Annotated in this window: 22 protein-coding genes; 4 read left to right on the top strand and 18 right to left on the bottom strand. The window is 64.5% G+C overall.

From position 1 onward, the window contains the following. The first annotated feature begins 30 nt into the window (after positions 1-30). The 4 genes from AC5STB_RS16535 (at position 31) to AC5STB_RS16520 (ending at position 5,590) form a co-directional block, all read left to right on the top strand. Positions 31-1,662 (top strand): arylsulfatase, encoded by a 1,632-nt coding sequence (locus AC5STB_RS16535; protein WP_495443889.1) that lies wholly within the window; start codon positions 31-33, stop codon positions 1,660-1,662. 96 nt (positions 1,663-1,758) lie between these two features. Further along, positions 1,759-2,736, top strand: coding sequence for an HAD family hydrolase (locus AC5STB_RS16530; protein ID WP_495443888.1), 978 nt, complete (start codon positions 1,759-1,761; stop codon positions 2,734-2,736). A gap of 57 nt (positions 2,737-2,793) precedes the next feature. Then, positions 2,794-4,737 carry a multiheme c-type cytochrome gene (locus tag AC5STB_RS16525; RefSeq protein WP_495443887.1) on the top strand — a complete coding sequence of 648 codons (1,944 nt, stop codon included), beginning with the start codon at positions 2,794-2,796 and terminating at the stop codon, positions 4,735-4,737. Positions 4,738-4,846: 109 nt separating this feature from the next. Continuing rightward, positions 4,847-5,590, top strand: coding sequence for a porin family protein (locus AC5STB_RS16520; RefSeq protein WP_495443886.1), 744 nt, complete (start codon positions 4,847-4,849; stop codon positions 5,588-5,590). Between the two features lie 545 nt (positions 5,591-6,135). Here the strand turns inward: AC5STB_RS16520 and cysK are convergent. From cysK to AC5STB_RS16430, 18 genes are all read right to left on the bottom strand, one after another. Continuing rightward, the gene (gene cysK, locus AC5STB_RS16515) at positions 6,136-7,200 is read right to left on the bottom strand and encodes a cysteine synthase A (RefSeq protein WP_495443885.1); all 1,065 of its coding nucleotides are present in this window, start codon (positions 7,198-7,200) and stop codon (positions 6,136-6,138) included. Positions 7,201-7,501: 301 nt separating this feature from the next. Further along, the gene (gene cysE / locus AC5STB_RS16510; protein ID WP_495443884.1) at positions 7,502-8,314 is read right to left on the bottom strand and encodes a serine O-acetyltransferase; all 813 of its coding nucleotides are present in this window, start codon (positions 8,312-8,314) and stop codon (positions 7,502-7,504) included. Positions 8,315-8,646: 332 nt separating this feature from the next. Then, entirely contained in the window at positions 8,647-9,012 is a 366-nt protein-coding gene (locus tag AC5STB_RS16505; RefSeq protein WP_495443883.1) for a DUF7742 family protein, read from the bottom strand. Further along, complete coding sequence (locus AC5STB_RS16500) at positions 9,009-12,935, bottom strand: baseplate multidomain protein megatron (RefSeq protein WP_495443882.1); 3,927 nt, start codon at positions 12,933-12,935, stop codon at positions 9,009-9,011. Before AC5STB_RS16500 ends, AC5STB_RS16505 begins: the two co-directional genes overlap by 4 nt. Beyond that, entirely contained in the window at positions 12,935-13,414 is a 480-nt protein-coding gene (locus AC5STB_RS16495; protein ID WP_495443881.1) for an NlpC/P60 family protein, read from the bottom strand. Before AC5STB_RS16495 ends, AC5STB_RS16500 begins: the two co-directional genes overlap by 1 nt. After that, positions 13,411-14,298 carry a phage/gene transfer agent baseplate hub protein gene (locus AC5STB_RS16490; protein ID WP_495443880.1) on the bottom strand — a complete coding sequence of 296 codons (888 nt, stop codon included), beginning with the start codon at positions 14,296-14,298 and terminating at the stop codon, positions 13,411-13,413. Before AC5STB_RS16490 ends, AC5STB_RS16495 begins: the two co-directional genes overlap by 4 nt. Next, complete coding sequence (locus AC5STB_RS16485; protein ID WP_495443879.1) at positions 14,295-14,927, bottom strand: phage distal tail protein, Rcc01695 family; 633 nt, start codon at positions 14,925-14,927, stop codon at positions 14,295-14,297. Before AC5STB_RS16485 ends, AC5STB_RS16490 begins: the two co-directional genes overlap by 4 nt. Before the next feature lie 17 nt (positions 14,928-14,944). Continuing rightward, positions 14,945-15,604 carry an RcGTA-type gene transfer agent tail tape measure protein gene (locus tag AC5STB_RS16480; protein WP_495443878.1) on the bottom strand — a complete coding sequence of 220 codons (660 nt, stop codon included), beginning with the start codon at positions 15,602-15,604 and terminating at the stop codon, positions 14,945-14,947. Continuing rightward, positions 15,597-15,812: a rcc01693 family protein gene (locus AC5STB_RS16475; protein WP_495443877.1), complete on the bottom strand. Its 216-nt coding sequence runs from the start codon at positions 15,810-15,812 to the stop codon at positions 15,597-15,599. The genes AC5STB_RS16480 and AC5STB_RS16475 overlap by 8 nt, the downstream gene beginning before the upstream one ends. Next, a complete protein-coding gene (locus AC5STB_RS16470; protein WP_495444616.1) occupies positions 15,809-16,129 on the bottom strand; it encodes a gene transfer agent family protein in 321 nt (106 codons plus the stop codon). Before AC5STB_RS16470 ends, AC5STB_RS16475 begins: the two co-directional genes overlap by 4 nt. A 2-nt stretch (positions 16,130-16,131) precedes the next feature. Continuing rightward, positions 16,132-16,545, bottom strand: coding sequence for a phage major tail protein, TP901-1 family (locus AC5STB_RS16465; protein ID WP_039170035.1), 414 nt, complete (start codon positions 16,543-16,545; stop codon positions 16,132-16,134). Positions 16,546-16,591: 46 nt separating this feature from the next. Further along, positions 16,592-16,999, bottom strand: coding sequence for a DUF3168 domain-containing protein (locus AC5STB_RS16460; protein WP_495443876.1), 408 nt, complete (start codon positions 16,997-16,999; stop codon positions 16,592-16,594). After that, positions 16,996-17,328 carry a head-tail adaptor protein gene (locus tag AC5STB_RS16455; protein WP_495443875.1) on the bottom strand — a complete coding sequence of 111 codons (333 nt, stop codon included), beginning with the start codon at positions 17,326-17,328 and terminating at the stop codon, positions 16,996-16,998. The genes AC5STB_RS16460 and AC5STB_RS16455 overlap by 4 nt, the downstream gene beginning before the upstream one ends. Beyond that, entirely contained in the window at positions 17,325-17,924 is a 600-nt protein-coding gene (locus tag AC5STB_RS16450; protein ID WP_495443874.1) for a head-tail connector protein, read from the bottom strand. Before AC5STB_RS16450 ends, AC5STB_RS16455 begins: the two co-directional genes overlap by 4 nt. Positions 17,925-18,102: 178 nt before the next feature. Further along, entirely contained in the window at positions 18,103-19,284 is a 1,182-nt protein-coding gene (locus AC5STB_RS16445) for a phage major capsid protein (RefSeq protein ID WP_495443873.1), read from the bottom strand. Next, positions 19,281-19,850 carry an HK97 family phage prohead protease gene (locus AC5STB_RS16440; protein WP_495443872.1) on the bottom strand — a complete coding sequence of 190 codons (570 nt, stop codon included), beginning with the start codon at positions 19,848-19,850 and terminating at the stop codon, positions 19,281-19,283. Before AC5STB_RS16440 ends, AC5STB_RS16445 begins: the two co-directional genes overlap by 4 nt. Before the next feature lie 26 nt (positions 19,851-19,876). Next, on the bottom strand, positions 19,877-20,101 hold the full coding sequence (locus tag AC5STB_RS16435; RefSeq protein WP_495443871.1) for a GTA head formation protein, RCAP_rcc01685 family: 225 nt from the start codon (positions 20,099-20,101) through the stop codon (positions 19,877-19,879). Next, complete coding sequence (locus tag AC5STB_RS16430; RefSeq protein WP_495443870.1) at positions 20,094-21,338, bottom strand: phage portal protein; 1,245 nt, start codon at positions 21,336-21,338, stop codon at positions 20,094-20,096. Before AC5STB_RS16430 ends, AC5STB_RS16435 begins: the two co-directional genes overlap by 8 nt. Positions 21,339-21,478: the final 140 nt, after the last annotated feature.

Genomic DNA, 21,478 nt, shown 5'->3' with positions numbered 1-21,478 from the left:
CAATGTTAACGAGTGAGGGAGTTACCGATTATGCCAGTTTCGCATTTGAACAGGGCCGTCGCGGCCGGGTTCCTGATATTAAGCATTGGAAGTGCGCCGGCACTTGCCCAGGAAAGCAGCGCAAGCGGCAAGCCGAACATTCTTGTTATTTGGGGCGACGACATCGGCCAGTCCAACATCTCCGCCTATACGATGGGGCTGATGGGTTATCAAACCCCGAATATCGACCGGGTTGCCAAAGAGGGTATGATTTTCACCGACTATTACGGTGAGCAATCCTGCACGGCTGGCCGGTCATCCTTTATCATGGGCCAGTCGGTCTTCCGCACTGGCCTGTCCAAGGTCGGTCTACCCGGCGCCGAAGAAGGCATGCAGGTCGAAGATCCGACCATTGCAGGCCTTCTCAAGGCCGAAGGCTATGCCACCGGGCAATTCGGCAAAAACCACCTGGGAGACCGGGATGAACATTTGCCGACAAATCACGGTTTTGATGTGTTCTTCGGCAATCTCTACCATCTGAATGCCGAGGAAGAGCCGGAGAACGAAGATTTCCCGCGGGACATGGTCCTGGCGGACGGCACAACGTTTCTCGAACGCTTCGGTCCGCGCGGTGTTCTGAACGTGACCGCAACCTACAGTGAAGGTGAAATCAACCAGAATATCGAGGATACCGGCGCGCTGACGCAGAAGCGGATGGAGGTCGTGGACGACGAGACATCGGATGCAGCGATCGCCTGGATGGAGGAGCAAACCGCCGCCGGGACTCCGTGGTTCCTGTGGTGGAGCGGAACGCGGATGCATTTCCGTACCCATGTCAGTGAAGAGAACCGCGCACTCGCCGATGAGCGGTACAATGGAGAACGGGCTGACGAATACACTGCCGGCATGATCGAACACGACATGGATATCGGCAAGTTCCTCGACAAGCTAGACGAGCTTGGCATAGCCGACAATACCATCGTGTTCTATTCCACTGACAATGGCGTCCACATGAACACCTGGCCGGACGCCGGGATGACGCCATTCTGGGGCGAGAAGAACACCCAGTGGGAAGGCGCATGGCGGGTGCCCGCCATGGTCCGCTGGCCCGGTAATATCGCGCCGGGAACGATCTCGAATGAGATCGTGCATCACATGGACTGGCTGCCGACATTCCTGGCCGCTGCAGGCAACGAAACCATTAAGGAAGATTTGCTGGAAGGCGTCACAGTTCCAGAGATGGCAGGCCGCGAATACCGCGTCCATCTCGACGGCTACAACCTCTTGCCTATGCTGAAGGGCGAGACGGACAAGAGCCCGCGCAAGGAGATCTTCTACTTCACCGATGACGGCGACCTCGCAGCGATCCGGCTCAACAACTGGAAGATCACCTTCCTGGAGCAAAAAGCCTGGGGAACCTTCCGGGCCTGGATGGAGCCGCTTACACCGCTGCGCGTGCCGCTGATCTTCAACCTGCGGCGTGATCCCTACGAGCGCGGCTACCGGACGTCGAACACCTACTACGACTGGCTGCTTGACCATGCCTTTATGCTGGTGCCGGCCCAAGCCTATGTCGCGCAGTTCCTGGAAACCTTCAAGGAATACCCGCCGCGGCAGGAGGCGGCTTCCTTCAGCCTCGACAAGGTGATGGAGAAGCTGTCGCAGCCGGGCGGCTCACAGTAGGCTAATCCCTGTTCGCCCCAGTGGAACTCTCCGCCGGGGCGCGTCTTTTGCCGGTTGCACCGGTGCCCTTTCCTTGCGCTTGCGGAGGTTTTCCCGATGCGTGCTCTGCTGACTTCAATACCAATTACTATCTTGTGTGCATCGGCATCCTTTGCCGACCCCTTGCCGTCCTGGACGGACACGGCCACCAAGGCCGGGATCATCGCTTTTGTCGAACGTGTGACGGACCCGGCCTCAGCGGATTATGTCACTCCCGCCGCGCGCATCGCGGCCTTCGACAATGACGGCACGCTCTGGGCAGAGCAGCCAGTCTACTTCCAACTTTTATTTGCCATCGACCGGCTGAAAGAAATGGCTGCCGATGATCCCGGGGTGCTCACGTCTGACGTGCTTCGAGCCGCAGTCGAAGGCGACATGGAGACAGTGGCCGCCTCTGGCACTGAGGGACTGTTGGAAATCGTCTCCACTACCCACTCCGGCCTGACGGTGGATGAGTTCCAGGCTGAAGTGCTCAGATGGCTGGATACGGCCAAACATTCCGGCACCGGCCTGTCCTATGACGAAATGGTCTATCAGCCAATGCTGGAGCTCTTGAGCTACCTGCGCGATGAAGGCTTCCGTACTTACATCGCCTCGGGCGGCGGCCTGCATTTCATCCGGGTGTTCTCGGAAAGCGCCTATAACATTCCGCCTGAGCAGGTCATCGGCTCTATCGGAAACGGCAGCTATTCCGCCCAGGACGGACCGCCGCGGGTGATGAAGGACCCAGGCATCTTCTTCATCGATGACAAGGCTGGCAAGCCGGTTGCCATCGAGGCCCGTATCGGGCGCCGCCCGGTGATTGCAGTTGGGAATTCCGATGGTGACTTCCAGATGCTCGAGTGGACGACCGCCGGGACAGGCGCACGGCTGGGCATTTTACTGCACCACACTGACGGTGAACGCGAATACGCCTACGACCGTGACAGCCACATCGGGCAGCTTGCGCGCGGGCTTGATGAAGCTGCCAGCCGCGGCTGGCTGGTAATCGACATGGCTGGTGATTGGGAGCATGTCTGGCCAGGTGGCGAATGAAGCCGCCGTGCAATCCAAGTGCGTGAACGACCCAGGAAACCTGAAAGCCCACCGAAAATGCAGATTGCAGTTCTGATCCTTCTCCTGCTGCTTGGGCTGCCTGCTATGGCCCAAAGCCTTGACAGCTATTTGGGGTCAGACCGCTGCACCAGCTGCCACAAAGACAGTGCCGCTAGCTGGGCAGGGTCGCATCACGCTCAGGCCTGGACAATGCCGTCGCGGGAGACAGTTGTGGGTGATTTCAGCGGGACGGCCTTCCACCATGACGGTATGACCGCCCAGTTTCAAACCGGAGCTGAGGGTGGCTACTACGTCGAGCTTACTGAAAACGATGGATCGCAGGCGGCATACAAGGTGCATTCGGTCGCGGGAATTGAACCGCTGCAGCAATACCTTCTGGAGACCGAACCGGGGCGGTTGCAAAGTTTCGACGTGGCCTGGGACACCGAAGAGGGTCAGTGGTTCCACCTTTACCCGGACCAGAATTTGCCGCCGTCGGACGGTCTGCATTGGACCGGCCCCTATAAGACCTGGAACGCGCGGTGCGCCGAATGCCACGCTACTGGTTTCCGCAAAAACTACGATCCACGCCGTTCAAGTTATGCGTCTACCCAAGTCGAAATGGGGGTCGGCTGCGAGGCCTGCCACGGACCGGGTGCAGACCATGTGGCTTGGGCCGAGGCATGGGAAACGACAAGGACCCCGCCGCCCGCAAACCACGGATTTCCTGTGGATTTCGCCGTTCCTCGGCAAGCGGTCGAACAGTGCGCGACGTGCCACTCCAGACGCGAAGCCAGCTTGGATGGCAACCCGGTGCCAGGCACGCGCTTCCATGATGCCTACACGCTCGCACTTTTGCGCCCAGGGCTTTTTCACGCAGACGGGCAGATCCAGGACGAGGTCTATGTCTACGGCGCCTTTCTGCAATCCAAGATGTATGCGCGAGGCGTGACCTGCCTGAATTGCCACAATGCACACAGCCTGGGGCTGAAGGCGGAAGGCAACAGTCTTTGCACCCAATGCCACAGCCCGGCGGGCAATCAGGATTTCCCAACACTCACAACAGCTGATTACAACAGCCCGGCGCATCACTTCCACACAGAAGGCAGCACCGGAGCGAAGTGCCGGTCCTGCCACATGCCGGAACGCGTCTATATGGGCAACGACTGGCGCGCCGATCACTCCTTCAGGATTCCCCGGCCGGATCTTTCGCCGGTGACGGGAGCGCCGGATGCCTGCACCGCCTGCCACGGTGGCCAGGACGCAGGCTGGGCTGCAGCACAGATTTCTGTTTGGTATCCGGACAGCCGGAACCGCGGTCGGCACTACGGGGAGGTGCTGGTGCGGGGGCGTGCCGATGCTGCGGCGGTGGCCGGGGATTTGACCGCGCTCGCGCAGGATACCAGCCAGCCAGGCATCGTGCGGGCAACGGCGCTCTGGCTGCTGGAGCAGTCCGACGACCCGCAGTCTGCCGCCGAGCTGACAGATCTGCTGCAGGACCCGGATCCGCTTGTCCGCGCTGCCACGGCCTCTCTGCTGCGTCTTGCACCGCTTCAGGAAAGGGGTAAGCGGCTGGCCGCCGCCTTTACCGATCCTGCCCGCAACGTGCGCATGGCAGCCGCCCGCGCGATGCTGGGCGGCACGGTGAACCGCCTCCAGAGCGGAACCGCCAGAGAGCTCCAAGCCGCCATGGTGGAATGGCAGAATTCCATGGCAAGCCGGCTCGATTTCCCGGAGACCCATCTCCAGCTTGGCGGTGTGGCGCTAACCATGCGCAATATGGGCATGGCCGCATCAGCGTTCCGCGAAGTGGCGCGGCTGGACCCGCAGCGGCTGGATGCATGGATGATGCTGGTCAGGATTACAGCAGCCACCCGGGGTCGCGATGCTGCCGCCGTGGTTGTGGCAGAGGCCCTGTCGGCCAATCCGGAGCATCCCGCACTTCTGGCCGCTCAGGCAGAGCTGCAAGGAAAACCTGCGCCGCAAGGAGACAGTGAATGATTGCCTGTTTCAGAAAACCCGTGCCTCAGAGCGGGCCGCTCCGCTGCCCCGGCACCTGCAGTTTCTGCCTGCGGCAATATTTGACACATCTGCCGGAAAGGAACCGCCTATGAAAAACACCTTGGCCGCAATTGCATCCTGGGCTGCCGGTATCCTCGCTTACGGACCTGCGACAGCTCAGAGCGGAAACTGGAACTACGAGGCGACGATCTACCTTTTCGCGCCCGAGTCCAAAACAGCAATCACCACTCCTGCCGGGCGGATCGAGGGCACACTCAGCTTCGGCGACGCTATTGAGAACCTTGATTTTGCCTTTATGGGAGCATTCGCCGCCAGTAACGGGAAATGGAGCTTTCTAACCGACTACATGTATACGGACATGTCCTTCGGCAACGACACACCCGGGACTTCGTACTCGGGGCTTAACACATCGATGACGACCCAGATCCTGAACGGGTATGCAGGATACCGGGTGCATGACAGCGGCAGAGCCGCAGTCGATCTGATGGCTGGTTTTCGTTGGTTCGACACGGACACGACCCTGACCTTGCAGCCTGGCACCGCACCCCAGAGAAGCGCCGCTGCCAATGCCAGCTGGGTCGATCCCGTGATTGGCTTCCGGGTGCGGGCGGCGTTTTCTGACCGCTGGCAAGGGACCGCCTTTTTCGACTATGGCGGCTTCAGCAGCGGAAATGAAACTTGGCAGGTTCTGTTGACTGCCGGTTACGCGCTTAATGAAAAATGGCTGCTGCGCGGCGGATATCGCTATATTTCTATGGAAAATGAAGTGAACGGAAATCCGTTTGAGTTCAGCCAGTCCGGCGCGATCTTCGGAGCGACATACCGGTTCTGATCCGCTTGAAGCAGCGAAACAAGCCCACAGCCGATGCTGACGTCTTTGGCCTGGTCGGCCATATTCGGGTTACTCCTCTCTGTTCCAGATATTAACTGCGGAAAACTCAAACCTATATCGGGGGCGATTTCATTGATCACATCATTCAACTCCCTTACTGCATTGGTTTATCTGCGGCCTCTGATCCCAAGCAAGCGAAGGGCGGTTAAGTCTGGCGTCTCGTTTTTCCGACCTGACTGCGGCGAAAAGGCGGTTTGAGCTCCGCCGATTTCCGCGGGCGAGAATGACCGCAAACTGGAAGTTCGCTGCACTACCGAAAGTTTCGCGCCGCGGGAGCGCGTTTTTTTGCGTCAGCAATAGCTGCAAGAGCAAAAGGCGGCTCTGTCCCGCAATGCGGTCGCAGGAATGATTGGAGCCACGGTACGCGCAAAATCTCCGGCGCAAACCCAAGTTAAAAGGGAGCGCCCCCGCCCCCTTTCATCTTTCCCAAAATACTCACCTGCAAAACAGCCGCCGCCAGCACCCGGCCAGCGGCGGCGCGCAGATCAGTACTGATACCCAGGGGTCGAGGCAGATAGCGCCTGCTCCGCCTCATCCATCTCCGCCGGGATGCCGTCAAACAGCGGCGTGGAAAGATACCGCTCGCCGGTATCCGGCAGCACCGCCAGCAGCACCGAACCCTCAGGCGCGGTTTCCGCCACCTTCATCGCCGCCGCCAGGCTGCCGCCGCTGGATATACCCGCCAAAATGCCCTCTTCCGCCGCCAGCCGCCGGGACCACTTAATGCTCTCCTCACCGCTCACCGGCTCCAATGCGTCGAAATAGCCCTTGTCCAGCGCCTCCTGCAGCACCAGCGGGATGAAATCCGGGGTCCAGCCCTGAATGGGGTGCGGATTGAAGGCGGGATGGGTCGCCGCAGGCTCGCCCTCGCCGTTGCGCGCCTGCGCCTCGCCAGACTGCACCAGCGCCGCATTGGCTGGCTCGCTCAGGGTGATCTTCAGGTCCGGCCGCGCGTCCTTCAGCACCCGGCCGAGGCCGGAAACCGTGCCGCCGGTGCCGTATCCCAGCACCACATGGTCCAGCCGTTCGCCCGCAAAATCGCCCAGGATCTCCCGCGCGGTGGTGCTTTCATGGATGTCGGCGTTGTCCTTGGTTTCGAACTGATGCGCCAGGAACCAGCCGTTCTGCTCCGCCAGCTCCTTGGCCTTCAGCACCATGCCAACTGCCTTCTCCTCCTTGCGGGTCAGCACCACCTTGGCGCCCAGCATCCGCATCAGCCGCCGCCGCTCGACCGAGAACCCGTCGTGCATGGTGATCACCAGCGGATAGCCCTTGGCGGCACAGACCATCGCCAGCCCGATGCCGGTGTTGCCGCTGGTCGCCTCGACCACGGTCTGGCCGGGCTTCAGCCGCCCCTCGCGCTCTGCCGCTTCAATGATATTCAGCGCCAGCCGGTCCTTGACCGACCCCGCCGGGTTGAACGCCTCGAATTTCACATACATGGTGACATGCGCCGGAGCGATATTGTTCAAGCGGACGGCAGGCGTATCGCCCACCGTTTCCAGGATCGAGCCAAACAGCCGGCCGCGGCCTTGGGTTGTGTAAATCATGATCTGTCCCCCAAATGGAAATTGCTGAAAACGCAGGTGTTAAACAGGTATATGCGCCCCGGCCCCGGCCGGTTCAAGCCAGCCCGCCGCTGCGTATTGCGATTAAGACCAGCCTCCGCCCGAAACGGGATTTTGCAGAACCGGCGGCCATGCGCCCTGCCCCCCGCAGATCAACTGCTGCCTGCAACCGCTTATTTAAAAACAGCATTCTCCACGGACCTGCCATTAAAAAAGGGGCGTTTCCCGCCCCTTCTTCTTTGCAAGAAATCGTCAGAATCCCCGAGCCCCGCGGCCCGCCCCCTCAGTCGGATCCGTTCGAAAACCGCTGGTCCATGCTGACCGAGGGCTGATCGCAGCCCGCCTCGCCGACGATGCGCGCGGGAATGCCCGCCACGGTCTTGCACGGCGGCACCTCCGCCAGCACCACCGACCCGGCCGCAATGCGGCTGCAGTGGCCGACCTTGATATTGCCCAGCACCTTGGCGCCGGCCCCGATCAGCACGCCGTCGCCGATCTTCGGGTGCCGGTCCTCTTCTTCCTTGCCGGTGCCGCCCAGGGTCACCGAATGCAGCATCGACACGTTATCGCCCACCACCGCGGTTTCGCCGATGACAATGGAATGGGCGTGGTCGATCATGATCCCCTTGCCGATGTCCGCCGCCGGATGAATATCGACGCCGAAGATCTCGGAAATCCGCATCTGGAAGAAATAGGCCAGATCCCAGTCGCCCTGCTGCCACAGCCAGTGGCCGATCCGGTAGGCCTGCACCGCCTGATACCCTTTGAAATACAGGATCGGCTGCAACAGCCGGTGGCAGGCCGGGTCGCGCTCAAACACGGCCATCAAATCGGCGCGCGAGGCTTCGACGATGCCGGGATCAGCTTCATACGCCGCATCGACGATCTCCCGCAGGATGGTCATCGACATCTCGTTGGAGCACAGTTTGGCGGAAATCCGGTAAGACAGCGCCTTTTCCAGCGATTTATGGTGCAGGATGCAGGCATGGATCAGCCCGCCCATCAGCGGCTGCGAGTCGACAGCCTCCTGGGCTTCCTTGGTAATCCGGTCCCAGACGGGATCCAGCGAGGCGACGGCTTGCTGCGTTTTGAACATGGCGATGCATCCTTTCTCCGCTCAAGATAGCCATCTAAGGGCTTTTTCAGCAAACGCAAACCCGTGATGGGCTATATTTCCGATATGAATGACCCGCACGCCGGGCGCCTGCAGGCGCAAATCGCCGCCCGCCTGGCTGAGCTGCGCCCGAAATGACCCGCGCCGCGCGCTTGCGGCGCGCGGCGCGGACGCATTGCATCCACTGGCACGCATAACCATCAGGCCGCAAGATACGCAGCGGCTGACAGTGCAGGGGTTTTGCTAAGAAGCGCTTGAGGGCGCATTCTGCTTCCTCAAGACGCCTGCCCCAGTGTAAAGCCAGTCTGACGGCCTCAAGGACAAGCCGCGCCAGGGCGCGGGGGCCTGCGGCCCTCCTTGACCCCATCAGCCTGCCAGGTCGAAGCCTCCCCACCCGCCTCCAGCGCTGCCGCCAGCTCCCGCAGCACCAGACGGGTGCAGCTGAGATAGGCCGCGTCATCCAGAAACGGCTCCTCTGCCAAGGCAAACTTGCGCGCCGAGGCACTCAGACTGCCGTCGCCCCAGCGCGGGTGCAGGGTGCCAAGCATTGCGCAATGCGCCGCCGCCTCCGCCGCGCCGCCAAAAATCCGCCGGCACAGGGGCAGCCGCTGATCCTGAGGCACCCGCAGCAAGACCCGTGCCACCGCAGACACATCGCCGGGCAGCACAGGATGCCTCATGCCAGCACCGCCCTGGCCGCAAGCCCCGCGCCGAACCGGGCAGACCTTTGCGCCACCTCAATCACATCCCCGGCCTGCGCCCCGTCTGCCGCCTGCCAGGCGGCCGGGTAGGTCCAGAAGCTGCTGCCGGAGACCGCCTCCCGCAGCAAAGCGGAGCCGCGCAGCACCCGGATGCGGTAGGATTCGATCTCTTCCCCCAGCGGCACCTCCTCCAGGTCCCAGCTGTCGCCCTCGATCCGCGTGCGGCGCACCCAGGACGCGCCGATATCCTGCCCCAGCCTGCCCGCCAGCCGCAGATGCACCGGCGCATAGGGCCTCAGGCCGATGCCCTCGAACGCCTCCTGCAAATGCAGGTAGGACGGGTCATCAAGCCCCCGCTGGGCCGGGCCGATCCGGTAATGCCGCAGCCTGCGGCGCTGCTCCGGCGGCAGATCCATCTGCACCGGCGTGCCATCGAGCAGTACAAAATACGCCCCGGCAGGCCAGACCTGCGGCATCAGCGCATCGCTGCCCAGCTGCCCGCGCAAGCGCCCGCGCAACAGGTAGGTCTGCGGCGCGATCAGCTCCGCCTCGCGGAACTGGAACAGCTCCCAATTGGCCGCGGTGCCGTCGCCGATCGCCGCGGCATTGGCACCGTTCAGCACCGCTTCGGCGCTGCGGCTTTCCAGCGTGCCGGAAATCAGCTTCACCTGCAGATCCGCGCCCAGGTCCCAGCGCCCGGCCCCGGCCGCAAACAGCGGCGTTTCCGTGACGCCAATGACCTGCCGGGCCGCAACCACCTGTTCCAGCGCGTAATTCTCATCCGCTTCCGATCCATAGACCGCCACGCTGCCCGGCCAGGCCGTGGCAGTCAGCGCCAGATGCGGCGCATGCGGCACCTCATCGCCGCGCATCAGCGGCAGATCCATGAACAAGGGCAGCACCGGCCCGGGCGCGGCAAAGGCATTGACGCCCGGCAGCTCTTCCGCCACCGCGGCCAGGTCATAGGTGCCGGGCTCGATCCGCACCGCCTCCACCATCTGCGCTTCGGCCTGCTCCACCCGGTCGATGCGATAGAACTGGTCCTTGCCCTCCACCGGCAGCGAGACCACATCCCCGGCCCCCAGATGCAGCATCGAGGGCGGCAGCGAAAACCGCGCCGCATCGCGGGAGATCCGTGCCTCAGCCAGCCAGCGGGCGACGGTCTGGCGCGCCTCGGCCCTGGTCAGCGCCAGCGGCAGCTCGTTCTGGCTGACACTGTGCGTCGCCTCATCCGGCAGCACCGCCTCCACCGAGCGCACAGCGTGGTCGCCGCCCCATTCGGTGAACCGCAGCCGCACCCTGCCCGCCAGCTCCGCCTCGCTGGCGCGGCTCAGCTCCAGGCTGCCGTCCATTTCCTCGTTCTCAGCCAGCTTCTCCAGCATCAGCGCTTCACCGCCGCTGCCCTTGCGGGTGCGGAACATCAAGACACCGCCGCGTTCCACCGCGTCGAACCCGTAGCGCAGCATCAGGGGTTGCAGCACCGCGCGCGCCTCTGCCACATCCGGCACCGCATAGCCATGCACCATGCCATAGAGCTGCGACACGTCGATATCCAGAAGCCCGGCCCGGCGGCAGACCTCCTCCACCACAGAGGCCAGCGTGCGCTGTCCGGCCCGCCCGTTGAGCCAATGGCCGCGCAGGTAGTTTTCGCCGTCGTTCCAGACCTTGCGGCGGCTGGGAAAGGCCGGAAACGGCCGCGCATCCCAGGCCCAGACATAGGCGTTGGACATGTCCAGCATCGGCCCGCCGTATTCCTCTGAAACCGGGTTGTTGGCCGCCTGCCCCCAATAGCCCAGAATGGCCTTCAAGTACTGGACCTGCATCAGGTCGTCACGCATCCCGTTGGAATGATGCGGCAATCTGGATTCTGAGCTTTTCGGGTCCAGGAACTTGTTGGGCTGGTTGGTGCCTTTGTCGATGGCGGCGCAGCCCAGTTCGGTGAACCACACCGGTTTCGACTGCGGCACCCAGGCAGTGGGCGTTTCCTGCCGCACGCCGCCGATCCGCTCGTGGTGGGTGTTGCCCCACCACGAGCGGATATCCTTATAGCGCCAGACCCAAGGCTCGCCATGCGCACCGTCGGTGATCGGGGTGCGGATCTGCGCCGCCCGCGCGCCGCCAGAGCGGTAGTACCAGTCGAACCCCTCGCCGCCCTCCACATTACTGCGCAGATAATCGAGGTCATAGACCGCCGGCGCACCTGCCTGCGCATCCAGATGCGCCTCCCCGTCGCGCCAATCGCTGAGCGGCATGTAGTTGTCGATGCCGATGAAATCGATGTTCTCATCCGCCCACAGGGGGTCCAGATGAAAGTACCGGTCGCCCTCCGGCGACTGATAGCCCCAGTATTCCGACCAGTCGGCGGCATAGCTGATCTTGGTTCCCGCCCCCAGCAGCTGCCGCACCTCAGCCGCCAGCGCCCGCAGCCGCGCCACCGCCGGAAAGCCGTTGGCGCCGCGGATCTGCGTCAGCCCCCGCATCTCGGAACTGATGCAAAAGGCCTCAACCCCGCCCGCCGCCTTGCACAGGGCTGCATTGTGCAGGATGAAGCGGGACAGGGTCCATTCCTGCGGGCCGCTGTAGCTGACGCTGCCGCCGCTGACGCTGAAATCACCGGCTTTGGCGCTGCCAAAGAACGCCGCCACCTGCGCATCCGCCGCCGCGGTGCCATCGGGCGATCCGGCCCGGCCCGGCGCTGCCGACAGGGTGATGCGCCCGCGCCAGGGCAGATGCGGCTGGCCATCGCCGCCGGTCCAGGGATCGGGCAAGCTGTTGCCTTCTGCCTGGTCCATCAGGATGAACGGGTAGAACATCACCCGCAGGCCCCGCTTGTGCATTTCCTGGATCGCCTGGATCACCGAGCCGTCGGCCGGCGTGCCGCCGTATTGCGGCGTGCCGTCTTTGGTCAGCACCCGCTCCGCCGCGCTGCGGCCCAGCCCGCTGACGGACCACACCATATCGCCCTCGGCGGCCTTGTGCTCCACCTTCGGTTTCAGCCTGCAGGACCCGCAGCGCAGGTCATTGCCGAACCACGACACGATCAGCGAGGCCGCGCCGCAGGCTGGCAATTCCTTGCGCAGCGCCCTGACAGAGGTCTTGAGGTCGGACATCCCGGAGGGCGAATGCTCGTTGGCGGCCTTGGTATCCCCCGGCCCGCCGGAATAGGTCACCCGTTTGGCAGCCAGCGCGTATTCGCCGGTGCCGGGCATCAGTGCCACGCCCTGAACCAGCTGGCCCAAATCCTCTGCATGGGTGCTGCTGGCGGGCTGTTCGGGGCGCAGCACGTCAAAGGAAAACTGCGGCACCCGGTTGCCGAACCGCGCCAGCTGCACGTCCTCCATCACCACATAGGCCGTGCCGCGGTAGGCCGGCACCTTGCCGGCACCCTCAACCGCCTCGATCACCGGATCGGGCAGCTGGTCGTCCGTGCCGCGGTAGACGCGCATGTTCAGATCCTTGGGCGAGACTTCCTCGCCATCAGCCCAAACGCGGGAGACATGGGCAACCTCCCCCTCGCAGAGCGCTATCGCCAGCGACACAGAGTAGCTGTAGGTGGTCACTTCGGGTTCCGGCGGGCGGGGCCGCCCCTTGCCGCCGCCCCCGCCGCCGGTGGTGGTGGAGGTCTCCAGAAACCGCGAGGACCAGATCACCTGGCCGCCCAGGCGCATCCGGCCATAGACCTGCGCCACCGGCTCGCCCTCGCCGGCCTGGGTCAGCCGGAAGCGGTCGACCTTGCCGGTCTCCACCGCTTCGGCACCGCTGCCCATCAGCCGCTGATCAATAAGCCGCCCCAGGGTGGCGCCCACCGCGCGGCCGATCACGGCTGAGGACAGGCCCATGACGCTGCCGCCGATTGCGCCGCCAATTGCCGCGCCGGCGGCGGAAAGAACTATGGTTGCCATCAGATCAGCTCCTTCGGGAATTGAAACCGCGCCACTATACGGCGCTGCCAGGGCGGGCTCAGCGGGCTTTCGACAACCCCGTGGCCGGCATAGGCGTGGATGAAGGCGGGGCCGCAATCAGGAAGGCCCCGCCCGGCGGACGCCGCCTTCGCGTTTGGATCCGCAACCCGGGACTGCACCCCCAGATGCTTGGCCACCGACCCTTCGCGCATCCGGAACAGGATCACATCGCCGGGGGCGGCCTGGCCCAAGGGTTTGGCAATCAGATGCCGTGCCGCCGCCTGCCACAGCGCCTCGGCGCCCTGCGGCTCCGACCAGTCCATCGTATAGGCGGGCGGCGCTTCCGGCTCAGCCCCGTACAGCTCCCGCCACAGGCCCCGGATCAGGCCCAGGCAGTCGCAGCCCGCGCCCCTGCAGGACGCCTGATGCACATAAGGCGTGCCGATCCAGCCCCGCGCTGCTGCCACCGCCCGGCTCATCGCCTGCTGCCCCCGGTGTTGCGGCCTGAACGGCGCGGCACCGCCATCACCCAGTCCTCGCCGGGGATGTCGGGGAAGCCCTGGAAATTCAGGATATTGTTGAACTTCAGCCTGCAGGTGTTCAGACGTTTGTCGCAGCCGGCCTCCAGCCGCACCAGATCCCCCGGCGCAACCCGCGCGCGGATCGGCTCCCACAGGGAAATCCGGCGTCCCGCGGCATCGGCCTGGTCCGCTTTCACCGCCGCCCACAGCCCCTCTGCCGCGCCGCTCAGCACCGTCAGGCGGCCATCGTCGAACCAGCCCGGTTCAAACCCCGGCAGCGCCTGCCAGCGGAAGTCCTGGTTGCGCTGCACCTCTTCGGCCTCCAGCTCCTCGGCATAGCCGGGCGTGTTCAGGTCGAAGCGGCAGGCGGCATCGCCCAGCACCGCGGTGCAGGGCTTCTGGTAAATCCGCCCCAGCGGCTGGTTCAACGCCTCGGTCAGCCCGCGCAGCTCTGCCTCAAAGGCGCCGCCAGCCCGGCGGATTTCACCGATCGAGCCGCGAAACTGCAGCCAGCGCATAGAGACGTCCTGCCAGTTGACCAGCCAGCAGCGCACCTCAGCCCCGTCAAACCGGCCCGCCTCTATGTCCTGCTCGCGCACCGCGGCGTCGCTCAGCACCCCCAGCGCCTCGGTGTTGTCAACGGCCAGGCCGGTGGCCTGGCTCACTGCGCGAGCGGTCAATCCGCTGCCGGGCTGGAACGCCATGCCGTCAAAGGACAGCTGGCGGTCATGATCGGTAAAGCCCAGAACCGTGCCGTCGCGCCGGGTCAGCGCCCAGGCGCGGCAGACGGTGGTGATGCCGGATTGAAGATGGATGCGCAAGTCATTGGGAACACAGGTCATACCCGCACCTCCACCACCGGCACTGCGGGTGCCTCGCCAGCCTGGAAGGAGGCCACGCTGGTCTGGATGCTGGCGGTGTCAAAGCGCACTGGCACGTCGAATTCGAACCCCGCGCTGATGCTCAGGCCCTTTTCCGGCGGATGCGCCAGGGTGATCAGGCCGGTGGCGGTGTCGAGTTCATAATCCACGCTTTCGCGCAGTTCATCCTGCTCAATGCCCACCCGGACGGTCCCGGCAACCGGCTTGGCAATCGGACGCTGATAGGTGAATTCGCCCGACCGGTAGGTCTTGGCCAGCTGGAACGTGACGGTGCTGCCGTCACCCGTCGCAATCACCTGATCATCAAAGACCACTTCGGCGCTGGGCCGGGCGGATTTGTAGTCGCTCCAGTCCTTCCAGCGGAACCCGTACAGCTGCCCCTGGCGGGCCTCGAAGAAGGCGATCAGCACCTCGATATCCTCCAGCGCGCGCAGGCCGAGGCCCGCGTCATAGCGGCGGCGGGAGTGCGCCCAGGGGGTGTTCCTTTCCTCAAACCCGTTGGCCAGCGTCACCACATCGGTGCGCCGCTCCGGGCCGCCGACGGAGCCGAAGCTGAGCGAGGCGGGAAAGCGGACTTCGTGGAAATTCATGACGTTACCCTCCATCCTTAACGGTTGCGGCCGCCGCGGGACAGCGCCCGGGACAGCTGCGCAGCGATCTGGCTGCGGCTGCGTTCAAAACCTTTGACGTCCGGGGTGGAGACATTCATCACCACGTTGACCGCGCCGCCGCCCTGACTGCGCACGCCGAGCGAGCCGTCGGCCCCGCGGGTCAGCGGCAGGATCGCCTCTGGTCCCGCTTCGCCCATCAGCCCGGTGGCGCCGCGCATCGGAAAGGCCACCGGGCCGGTGACAACCCCGCCCTTGGCAAAGGGCATCACTTGGCCCTGGCTGAAGGCGGCGCCTTTGGCAAAGGGCAGGATGCTGCCCACCAGATTGCCGATGCCGTCGGAGATCAGCCCGCCCACATGATTGGTCACCGGTTTCATTGCGGCGTTGTAGGTGGTGCGGATCATGCTGGTTCGCAGCGTGTCCATCGCCTCTGACAGGCTGCCGCCGTCAAACACCAGATCGTCAAAGGCACGGCGCAAGCCCTTGGAAAGACTGCGGTCCAGGATCTGCGCATCGCGTCCGGTCTCGGAGAACCCCTCCTTGACCCGCCCCAGCACTTCTGCAAAGGCGGCGGCCATTCCGGATGCACCGTCCAGGGCTTCGCCCAAAGCCTCGCCCTGCAATTCCAGTTCTGCCATCGAAGATGAGTCAGTCATCCGTTGTCTCCTTGTTCTTTGGGCCGGCGGCGTCTGGGAAGGCCGCCATCAGCGCTGCCAGACGGTCGCGCCCCAGCGGCAGCGGCGTGGCGGCGTCTCCCAGCATCAGCCGTAACTCAGCGGGGGTCAGCTGCCAGAAATCGCGCGGCAGCAGTTTCAGCCCCGCCATCCCGGCGCGCATCAGCGCGGGCCAGTCGAGCGCGGTCATGGGCTGTCAGGCACGGCAAAGCTGCGCACCAGCAGTTCCGCCGCCACCCGCGCCGCCTGCATCGGGCCGCCGGTTATGGTGGCGGAGGCCAGATCCTCACGGCTGAGATCGTGCCCGCCGCCCTGCAATCCTGCGGCCAGCAGCGCCAGTACATCGCGGGCGGAAAACCGGCCCTGTTCGAACCGCTGCACCAGATCCACCAGCGTGCCTTCCTCCAGCGCGGCCTCCAGCCCCGCCAGCGCGCCTAGGGTCAGCTTCAGCGCGTAAGAGGTTCCATTCACGATCAATTCCGCCTCGCCTGCGTGCGGGTTTACCATGGTCACACCGCCGCAAAGCTGAGCTGGCCGGCGCTGGCGAGCGAGAGTTCATAGGTCGCCTCGCCATTGTGGCTGCCTGCGTATTCCAGCGCGGTCACCTGGAACGGCCCCTGCACGATGCCGAAGTCGGGGATGATCACCTGGAACTCCGGCGTGAGCCCGTCAAAGAACAGCTGCCGGGCGCGTTCGTCCGTTGCCTCATCCCGGAAGATGCCGGAGCCGGAAATGCTGGCGGACCGCACACCGGCACCAGCCAGCAGTTCGCGCCAGCCGCCCTGGCTTTCGAGGCTGGTCACATCGACGCTTTCGGCGTTAAAGCTGATGCGCGTGGCGCGCAGGCCGGCGATGGTTTCGAACAGGCCTGCGCCGTTCATGTCCACTTTGACCAAGAGGTCCTTGCCGTTTTGAACTGTCATTGGATTTCTCCATGTATTTCAATTTGTTTCGCTAGATTTCTGAGGTTCAGACGTCATCCACACGGGCGCGGAACCGCAGGGTGATCTGCCTGCCGCCGGAGGTCAGCCGCTCTGCCTTGGCGCGGTCGAACCAAAGACCGGTCAGCCGGCCGCGCGGCAGCGGCACCGCGGCCCCCACCAGCGCGTCGCAGACCGCGGCGGCGGCGGATTTGGCCCCGGCAAAACCGGCCATGTCGGTGGTGACGGTGACAAAGAAGCGGTGTTCGGCCCCGCCCGCGGTCTTGTCGGAGCGGTCAAGCACCTCCTCTGATCCCAGGGCCACATAGGTCTGCGGCAAGGGGCCTGCGGGGATGGCGTCATAGATGGCGCTGCCGACCAGCGCGGTGAGGGCTGCGTCGCCGGTCAGATGGGTGTAGACGGCGGATTGCAGCCCGCCTGCGATGGCATAGGTCATCCGCTCACCACCTCAACCGCGAAACAGGTGAGGTAGCGGGCGTCCGGGTCATTTTCCGCAACTGCATCAATGCGGTAGAGGCGGTTTCCGTCCCGGAAGCGCTGATCTGGACGCGGGCGGGATGCAAAACCATCCGGGCTGGCGCGCAAGGTAATACGGTATTTCTGCAAAGACACGCTGTCACCAGCCATACGGCCCGTCAGGGATTTCACCGCTGCCCAGAGGGTGCCAAGCGCCACCCAGGTCTCGCTGTAGCCGCCGGCGCCGTCGGGGCTGCGCTGGGGGTCTTCCAGCACCAGTTTTCGGGTCAGGTTCGGGGGCTGTTTCATGCCAATCCTCCCAGCGTCAGCCGCAGGCTGCGGTAGCGTTCGATCAGGCTGGTGACACCAAAGGGCATGCAGCCGCCGTGGAGTCCGGTGTCGGCCCGGTATTCGTAGTAATGCGCTGCCAGGAGCATCACCGCCTGGCCAAGGTCGGCAGGAAGCGCGCCCCAGTCCGCGGCCATGCCGGCCTGCAGGGAGATCCGCACCAGGCCGCCGGTTGGGATGGCGGGCAGCAGGTTGCCCGACGGGCGCAGGCAGGGCCGCTGGCTGTCGCGTTCCAGGCTGTAAAGCGCCGGGCTCAGCACCGTTTCGGCCCCGCCGGCATCGCGGATCATCACCGCTGCAACCTGCTGCACCGGGGCGATCGGGAGCACCATCCGGGCGCGGTCGCGCCAGTGGCGGATTTCCAGCTCAAAATCGCGTGTTATCAGCGCCTTGCCAGTCCTTGCTTCGATTGCGGCCAGGGCGGCGCGCAGGAAGCCAAACAGCACCTCGTCCTGCAGGCTGTCCTCGCCAAAGCCGGTGCCCAGACGCAGGTGCGCCTTGAACTGGGCCAGCGGCAGGGCGGCCTCGGGCACGGGGGTCACTTCGCTCAGCATCATCATCTCACTCCTGCGGGCCTCCCCCTTGGCGGCCCTGATCTGCTGTCCATTGAAGGTTCGGCCGGCACGCACCGTTCCCTGCCGCTCGGACGGAGGGGGAGCAGCTAGACGGCAGGGAAATATGGGGTGCGTGCCAGCCGGCGGACCGGGCTGCCGGTCCGCCATCAGCGCTGAGCGGTTAGCTCAGGCCGAATTTCATCAGCTTGATCGCGGCAAAGTCGCTGACGTCGCCGCCGACGCGTTTGGTCGCGTAGAACAGCACATGCGGCTTGGCGCTGAAGGGGTCGCGCAGCACGCGCAGGTCCGGGCGTTCGGCGATGGTGTAGCCGGCGCGGAAGTCGCCGAAGGCGATGGAGAAGCTGTTGGCGGAGGGGTCCGGCATGTCCTCAGCAATCAGCACCGGGTAGCCCATCAGCCGTGCGGGTTCGCCCGCGGCGAGGCCGTCCGACCACAGGAAGCGGCCATCGGCGTCCTTCAGTTTCCTGAGCATTCCCGCGGTCTTGGAGTTCAGAATGAAGGTGGCATTGGCGCGGTATTCCGCCCCCAGCGCATAGACCAGATCGATGATTGCATCGCCGTCGCCGATCTCGCCTTCGACGCCGGTAGCCTTGTAGCCGATGTTGCCCCAGGTCCAGCTGTCGTTTTCCTCGACGTTGTAGTTGAGGAAGCCGGTGGGCTTGTCGATGCCGTCGCCATTGATGAAGGCGTCAGCCTCGGAGCGGGCGAATTTGTCGGCGATGCGGCCTGCCAGCCAGCCCTCGATATCAAAGGCGCTGTCATCCAGCAGACGCTGCGAGGCCTTGGGCAAAGCGCTGAGTTCGTGCAGCGGGATAGAGATGCGGTCGATATTGCCGGTGGAGGTTTCCGCTGCCGGACCGGTTTCATTGGCCCAGCCGGCGCCCATTTCGCTGTGGTCGATCAGCACGTCATAAGACGTCGCCTCTACATGCACCACAGAGGCCACGGCGCGGATCGAGGCGGAGGCGTTCAGCACCGCCTTGACGGTATCGGAGGTCTGCGGGTCGACCAGATAGCCGCCATCGCTGCCCACGGCGGTGGACATGGATTTGCCGTCCAGATCGAGGCCGCGCAGGCCGTCGTCGTCGCCGCTGCGCAGGTAGGCGTTGAACGCCTTTTGATGCGGGGCGCCCGGGTCCTGGCTGGCTGCCAGATGGGGGCGGTTCTGAGAGATTGTCTTACGGTCCAGCATGGTCACTCGCTCTTCTGCCTGTTTCAGCCTTGATTGCACGTCGTCCTGAAACCCCTTGAATTCATGAAGAAAGCCGGTGATGGCCTGTTTCACTTCATACGCCAGGGGCGCTGCGTCCCCGGTTTGGGCCGGGAGGTCTTGATTGCTCATGATGGGTGTCCTGTTTTGAGGTCGCGGGTGATCTGGCGCAGGCCATCGGCCAGGGCGCGAAGGGCGTGTGCCTCAGCCTCGAGGGCGGAGGATTTCCCCGCCACCCGCGCGGCGGGCAGCATCGGGAAGGTGACCAGCGACACCTCCCACAGCTCCACCTGGGTCAGGCGGCGGGTGCCGTCCTGGGCGCGGGTGGCCTTTTGGGTGCGGTAGCCGATGGAGAGGCCGTCGATAGCGCCCGCCGCGATCAGCGCGGCGGCCTCGGCGCCCTTGGGTGTGGCGGTGAGGATGCGGCCCTTGACGTACAGTCCGCGGGTGTCCTCGCGCACCTCGTCCCAGACGCCGATGGGCTGGTGCGGGTCGTGCTGCCACAGCATCTTGACCGTGCGGCCCTGATCCTTGAGTGCTTTCAAGGAGGCCGCATAGGCGCCGCGCTCGACCACATCGCCGCCCTGATCGGTCTGGCCGAACAGGCTGGCGTAGCCCTTGATTTCGGTTGCGTCCTTCAGCGAGAGGTCCTCGCCGAAGCGTGCGAATTTATGTTCAAGCTGGGGGGTTCCCTGCATGATGTCTGCCTCGCAAGTTGTTGGTGTTACGGCAATTGCACCGTCAGGAAGGATTGGAAGGCCTGCGCCAGGATCACCGCAGCGACACCGTAGACGGTGAGCCAGAGGCGTTTTTCCAGCCGTTCCATCATCTGTTCGATCCGGTCGAGGCGGCGGTTCACCGCCTCGTTCTGGATCTGGGCGACCCGCTCATGGGCGGACAGGCGCAATCCCGGTGAACAATCGAATGGGTGCATCGGGTGCTCAGTCATCCTGTCCGCCCTCCGTCTGCGGCGCGGCCGGGGCTTCTGTGGGCAACCCCAGCAGCTGCCGCTTTTCCTCATTGCTGAGGAAATCCGCGGAGGTGATGCGCCGCCACTGGGCCTCGCGCTCTGCCGCCAATGCGGGCAGCTGGTCGAGGTCGGGCTTGAGGCACAGCGCTTCGCCGGTCCAGCCCGTCAGCCAGCCGGACAACGCGGCGGCGGCCTTGGAGACCAAGGGCAGCACGGTCAGCCGGTAGAAGGCGCGGTTGGCCTCCTGATAGTTGGCATAGGTTGCATCGCCGGGGATGCCGATCAGCATCGGCGGCACCCCGAAGGCCAGCGCGATTTCGCGGGCGGCGGTGTCCTTTGTCTTTTGAAATTCCATGTCTGAGGGAGAGAAGCCCATCGGCTTCCAGTCCAGTCCGCCCTCCAGCACCATCGGGCGGCCGGCATTCTGCGCGCCCTGAAAGTTTGTTTGAATTTCTTCACTTAGATGGCGGAATTGATCATCGGACATCTGGCCCTGGCCGTCGGAGCCGGTCCAGACCAGCGCGCCGGAGGGTCGGGCCGCATTATCCAAGAGCGCCTTGGACCAGCGGGAGGCGGCGTTGTGGACGTCAATCGCCATTGCCGCCGATTGCAGCGCAGAGAGGCCATAGTGGTCGTCCTGCGGGTGGAAGCTTTTGATATGGCAGATCGGGGAATTGCCCGGCTCGTTTGCGAAGCGGTGCTTGCGCCCGCCCACCACATAGTCGAAGCCTGCGGGCCAGCCGTCCGGCCCCGGCACCACGTTCATCCGGTCGGAGCGCAGCACGTGCAGTTCTGCGGGCGTCGCGTCCTCTGCCGTGACCATCTCGACATAGGCGTTGCCGGAGAGCAGCAGGTGGCCGTAAAGCGCCTCCAGCAGTTCGGCCTGGGTCTGGGCCGGGTTGGGACGCGCCAGCAGCGCCAGCCAGGGGTGGGTGTCAAAGCGCTGGCGGCTGTCCTGCAGGACCAGCGGCACCGCGGCGGCGGCCTCGGCAATCAAGCGGATCACCCGGTGAGCGACCGGATTGCCGGCAAAGCCGCTGCGGGTCAGGGATACGGTGTCGCGCGGGCTCCAGGCGATGCGACCGGCGCCGTGCCAGGAGACCACGCGGGCGGTCTGGCTGGCCTTTTGTTCCAGGCCCGGATTTTTGGGGCCCGGTTTCTGGGGGCCTGATTTCTGGGGGTCTGGCGTTTTGCGCCGCAGCAGGTCAAAGACCATTATCCGCTCCTCAGGTTGTTCATCTTGGCGCTGGACCCCTTGGGGCTGGTGCGCCTTTGCTGAGGATCATTAGTGCCCAAAAGGCCTGAAGATTTGGCAAGCGGTGCGTACGGTGGGTACGCAACACCCTATGCCAACCA

The sequence above is a fragment of the Leisingera sp. CC-HEC093 genome, assembly GCF_059429195.1.
The sequence above is the reverse complement of the archived record's forward strand: the minus strand, read 5'-3'. Positions and strand labels throughout refer to the sequence as shown.

What these genes read in the sequence shown, in the direction of transcription:
- AC5STB_RS16535 (WP_495443889.1), top strand. Translation starts at nt 31, where the DNA reads ATGCCAGTTTCGCATTTGAACAGGGCCGTCGCGGCCGGGTTCCTGATA.
- AC5STB_RS16530 (WP_495443888.1), top strand. Translation starts at nt 1,759, where the DNA reads ATGCGTGCTCTGCTGACTTCAATACCAATTACTATCTTGTGTGCATCG.
- AC5STB_RS16525 (WP_495443887.1), top strand. Translation starts at nt 2,794, where the DNA reads ATGCAGATTGCAGTTCTGATCCTTCTCCTGCTGCTTGGGCTGCCTGCT.
- AC5STB_RS16520 (WP_495443886.1), top strand. Translation starts at nt 4,847, where the DNA reads ATGAAAAACACCTTGGCCGCAATTGCATCCTGGGCTGCCGGTATCCTC.
- cysK (WP_495443885.1), bottom strand. Translation starts at nt 7,200, where the DNA reads ATGATTTACACAACCCAAGGCCGCGGCCGGCTGTTTGGCTCGATCCTG.
- cysE (WP_495443884.1), bottom strand. Translation starts at nt 8,314, where the DNA reads ATGTTCAAAACGCAGCAAGCCGTCGCCTCGCTGGATCCCGTCTGGGAC.
- AC5STB_RS16505 (WP_495443883.1), bottom strand. Translation starts at nt 9,012, where the DNA reads ATGAGGCATCCTGTGCTGCCCGGCGATGTGTCTGCGGTGGCACGGGTC.
- AC5STB_RS16500 (WP_495443882.1), bottom strand. Translation starts at nt 12,935, where the DNA reads ATGGCAACCATAGTTCTTTCCGCCGCCGGCGCGGCAATTGGCGGCGCA.
- AC5STB_RS16495 (WP_495443881.1), bottom strand. Translation starts at nt 13,414, where the DNA reads ATGAGCCGGGCGGTGGCAGCAGCGCGGGGCTGGATCGGCACGCCTTAT.
- AC5STB_RS16490 (WP_495443880.1), bottom strand. Translation starts at nt 14,298, where the DNA reads ATGACCTGTGTTCCCAATGACTTGCGCATCCATCTTCAATCCGGCATC.
- AC5STB_RS16485 (WP_495443879.1), bottom strand. Translation starts at nt 14,927, where the DNA reads ATGAATTTCCACGAAGTCCGCTTTCCCGCCTCGCTCAGCTTCGGCTCC.
- AC5STB_RS16480 (WP_495443878.1), bottom strand. Translation starts at nt 15,604, where the DNA reads ATGACTGACTCATCTTCGATGGCAGAACTGGAATTGCAGGGCGAGGCT.
- AC5STB_RS16475 (WP_495443877.1), bottom strand. Translation starts at nt 15,812, where the DNA reads ATGACCGCGCTCGACTGGCCCGCGCTGATGCGCGCCGGGATGGCGGGG.
- AC5STB_RS16470 (WP_495444616.1), bottom strand. Translation starts at nt 16,129, where the DNA reads ATGGTAAACCCGCACGCAGGCGAGGCGGAATTGATCGTGAATGGAACC.
- AC5STB_RS16465 (WP_039170035.1), bottom strand. Translation starts at nt 16,545, where the DNA reads ATGACAGTTCAAAACGGCAAGGACCTCTTGGTCAAAGTGGACATGAAC.
- AC5STB_RS16460 (WP_495443876.1), bottom strand. Translation starts at nt 16,999, where the DNA reads ATGACCTATGCCATCGCAGGCGGGCTGCAATCCGCCGTCTACACCCAT.
- AC5STB_RS16455 (WP_495443875.1), bottom strand. Translation starts at nt 17,328, where the DNA reads ATGAAACAGCCCCCGAACCTGACCCGAAAACTGGTGCTGGAAGACCCC.
- AC5STB_RS16450 (WP_495443874.1), bottom strand. Translation starts at nt 17,924, where the DNA reads ATGATGCTGAGCGAAGTGACCCCCGTGCCCGAGGCCGCCCTGCCGCTG.
- AC5STB_RS16445 (WP_495443873.1), bottom strand. Translation starts at nt 19,284, where the DNA reads ATGAGCAATCAAGACCTCCCGGCCCAAACCGGGGACGCAGCGCCCCTG.
- AC5STB_RS16440 (WP_495443872.1), bottom strand. Translation starts at nt 19,850, where the DNA reads ATGCAGGGAACCCCCCAGCTTGAACATAAATTCGCACGCTTCGGCGAG.
- AC5STB_RS16435 (WP_495443871.1), bottom strand. Translation starts at nt 20,101, where the DNA reads ATGACTGAGCACCCGATGCACCCATTCGATTGTTCACCGGGATTGCGC.
- AC5STB_RS16430 (WP_495443870.1), bottom strand. Translation starts at nt 21,338, where the DNA reads ATGGTCTTTGACCTGCTGCGGCGCAAAACGCCAGACCCCCAGAAATCA.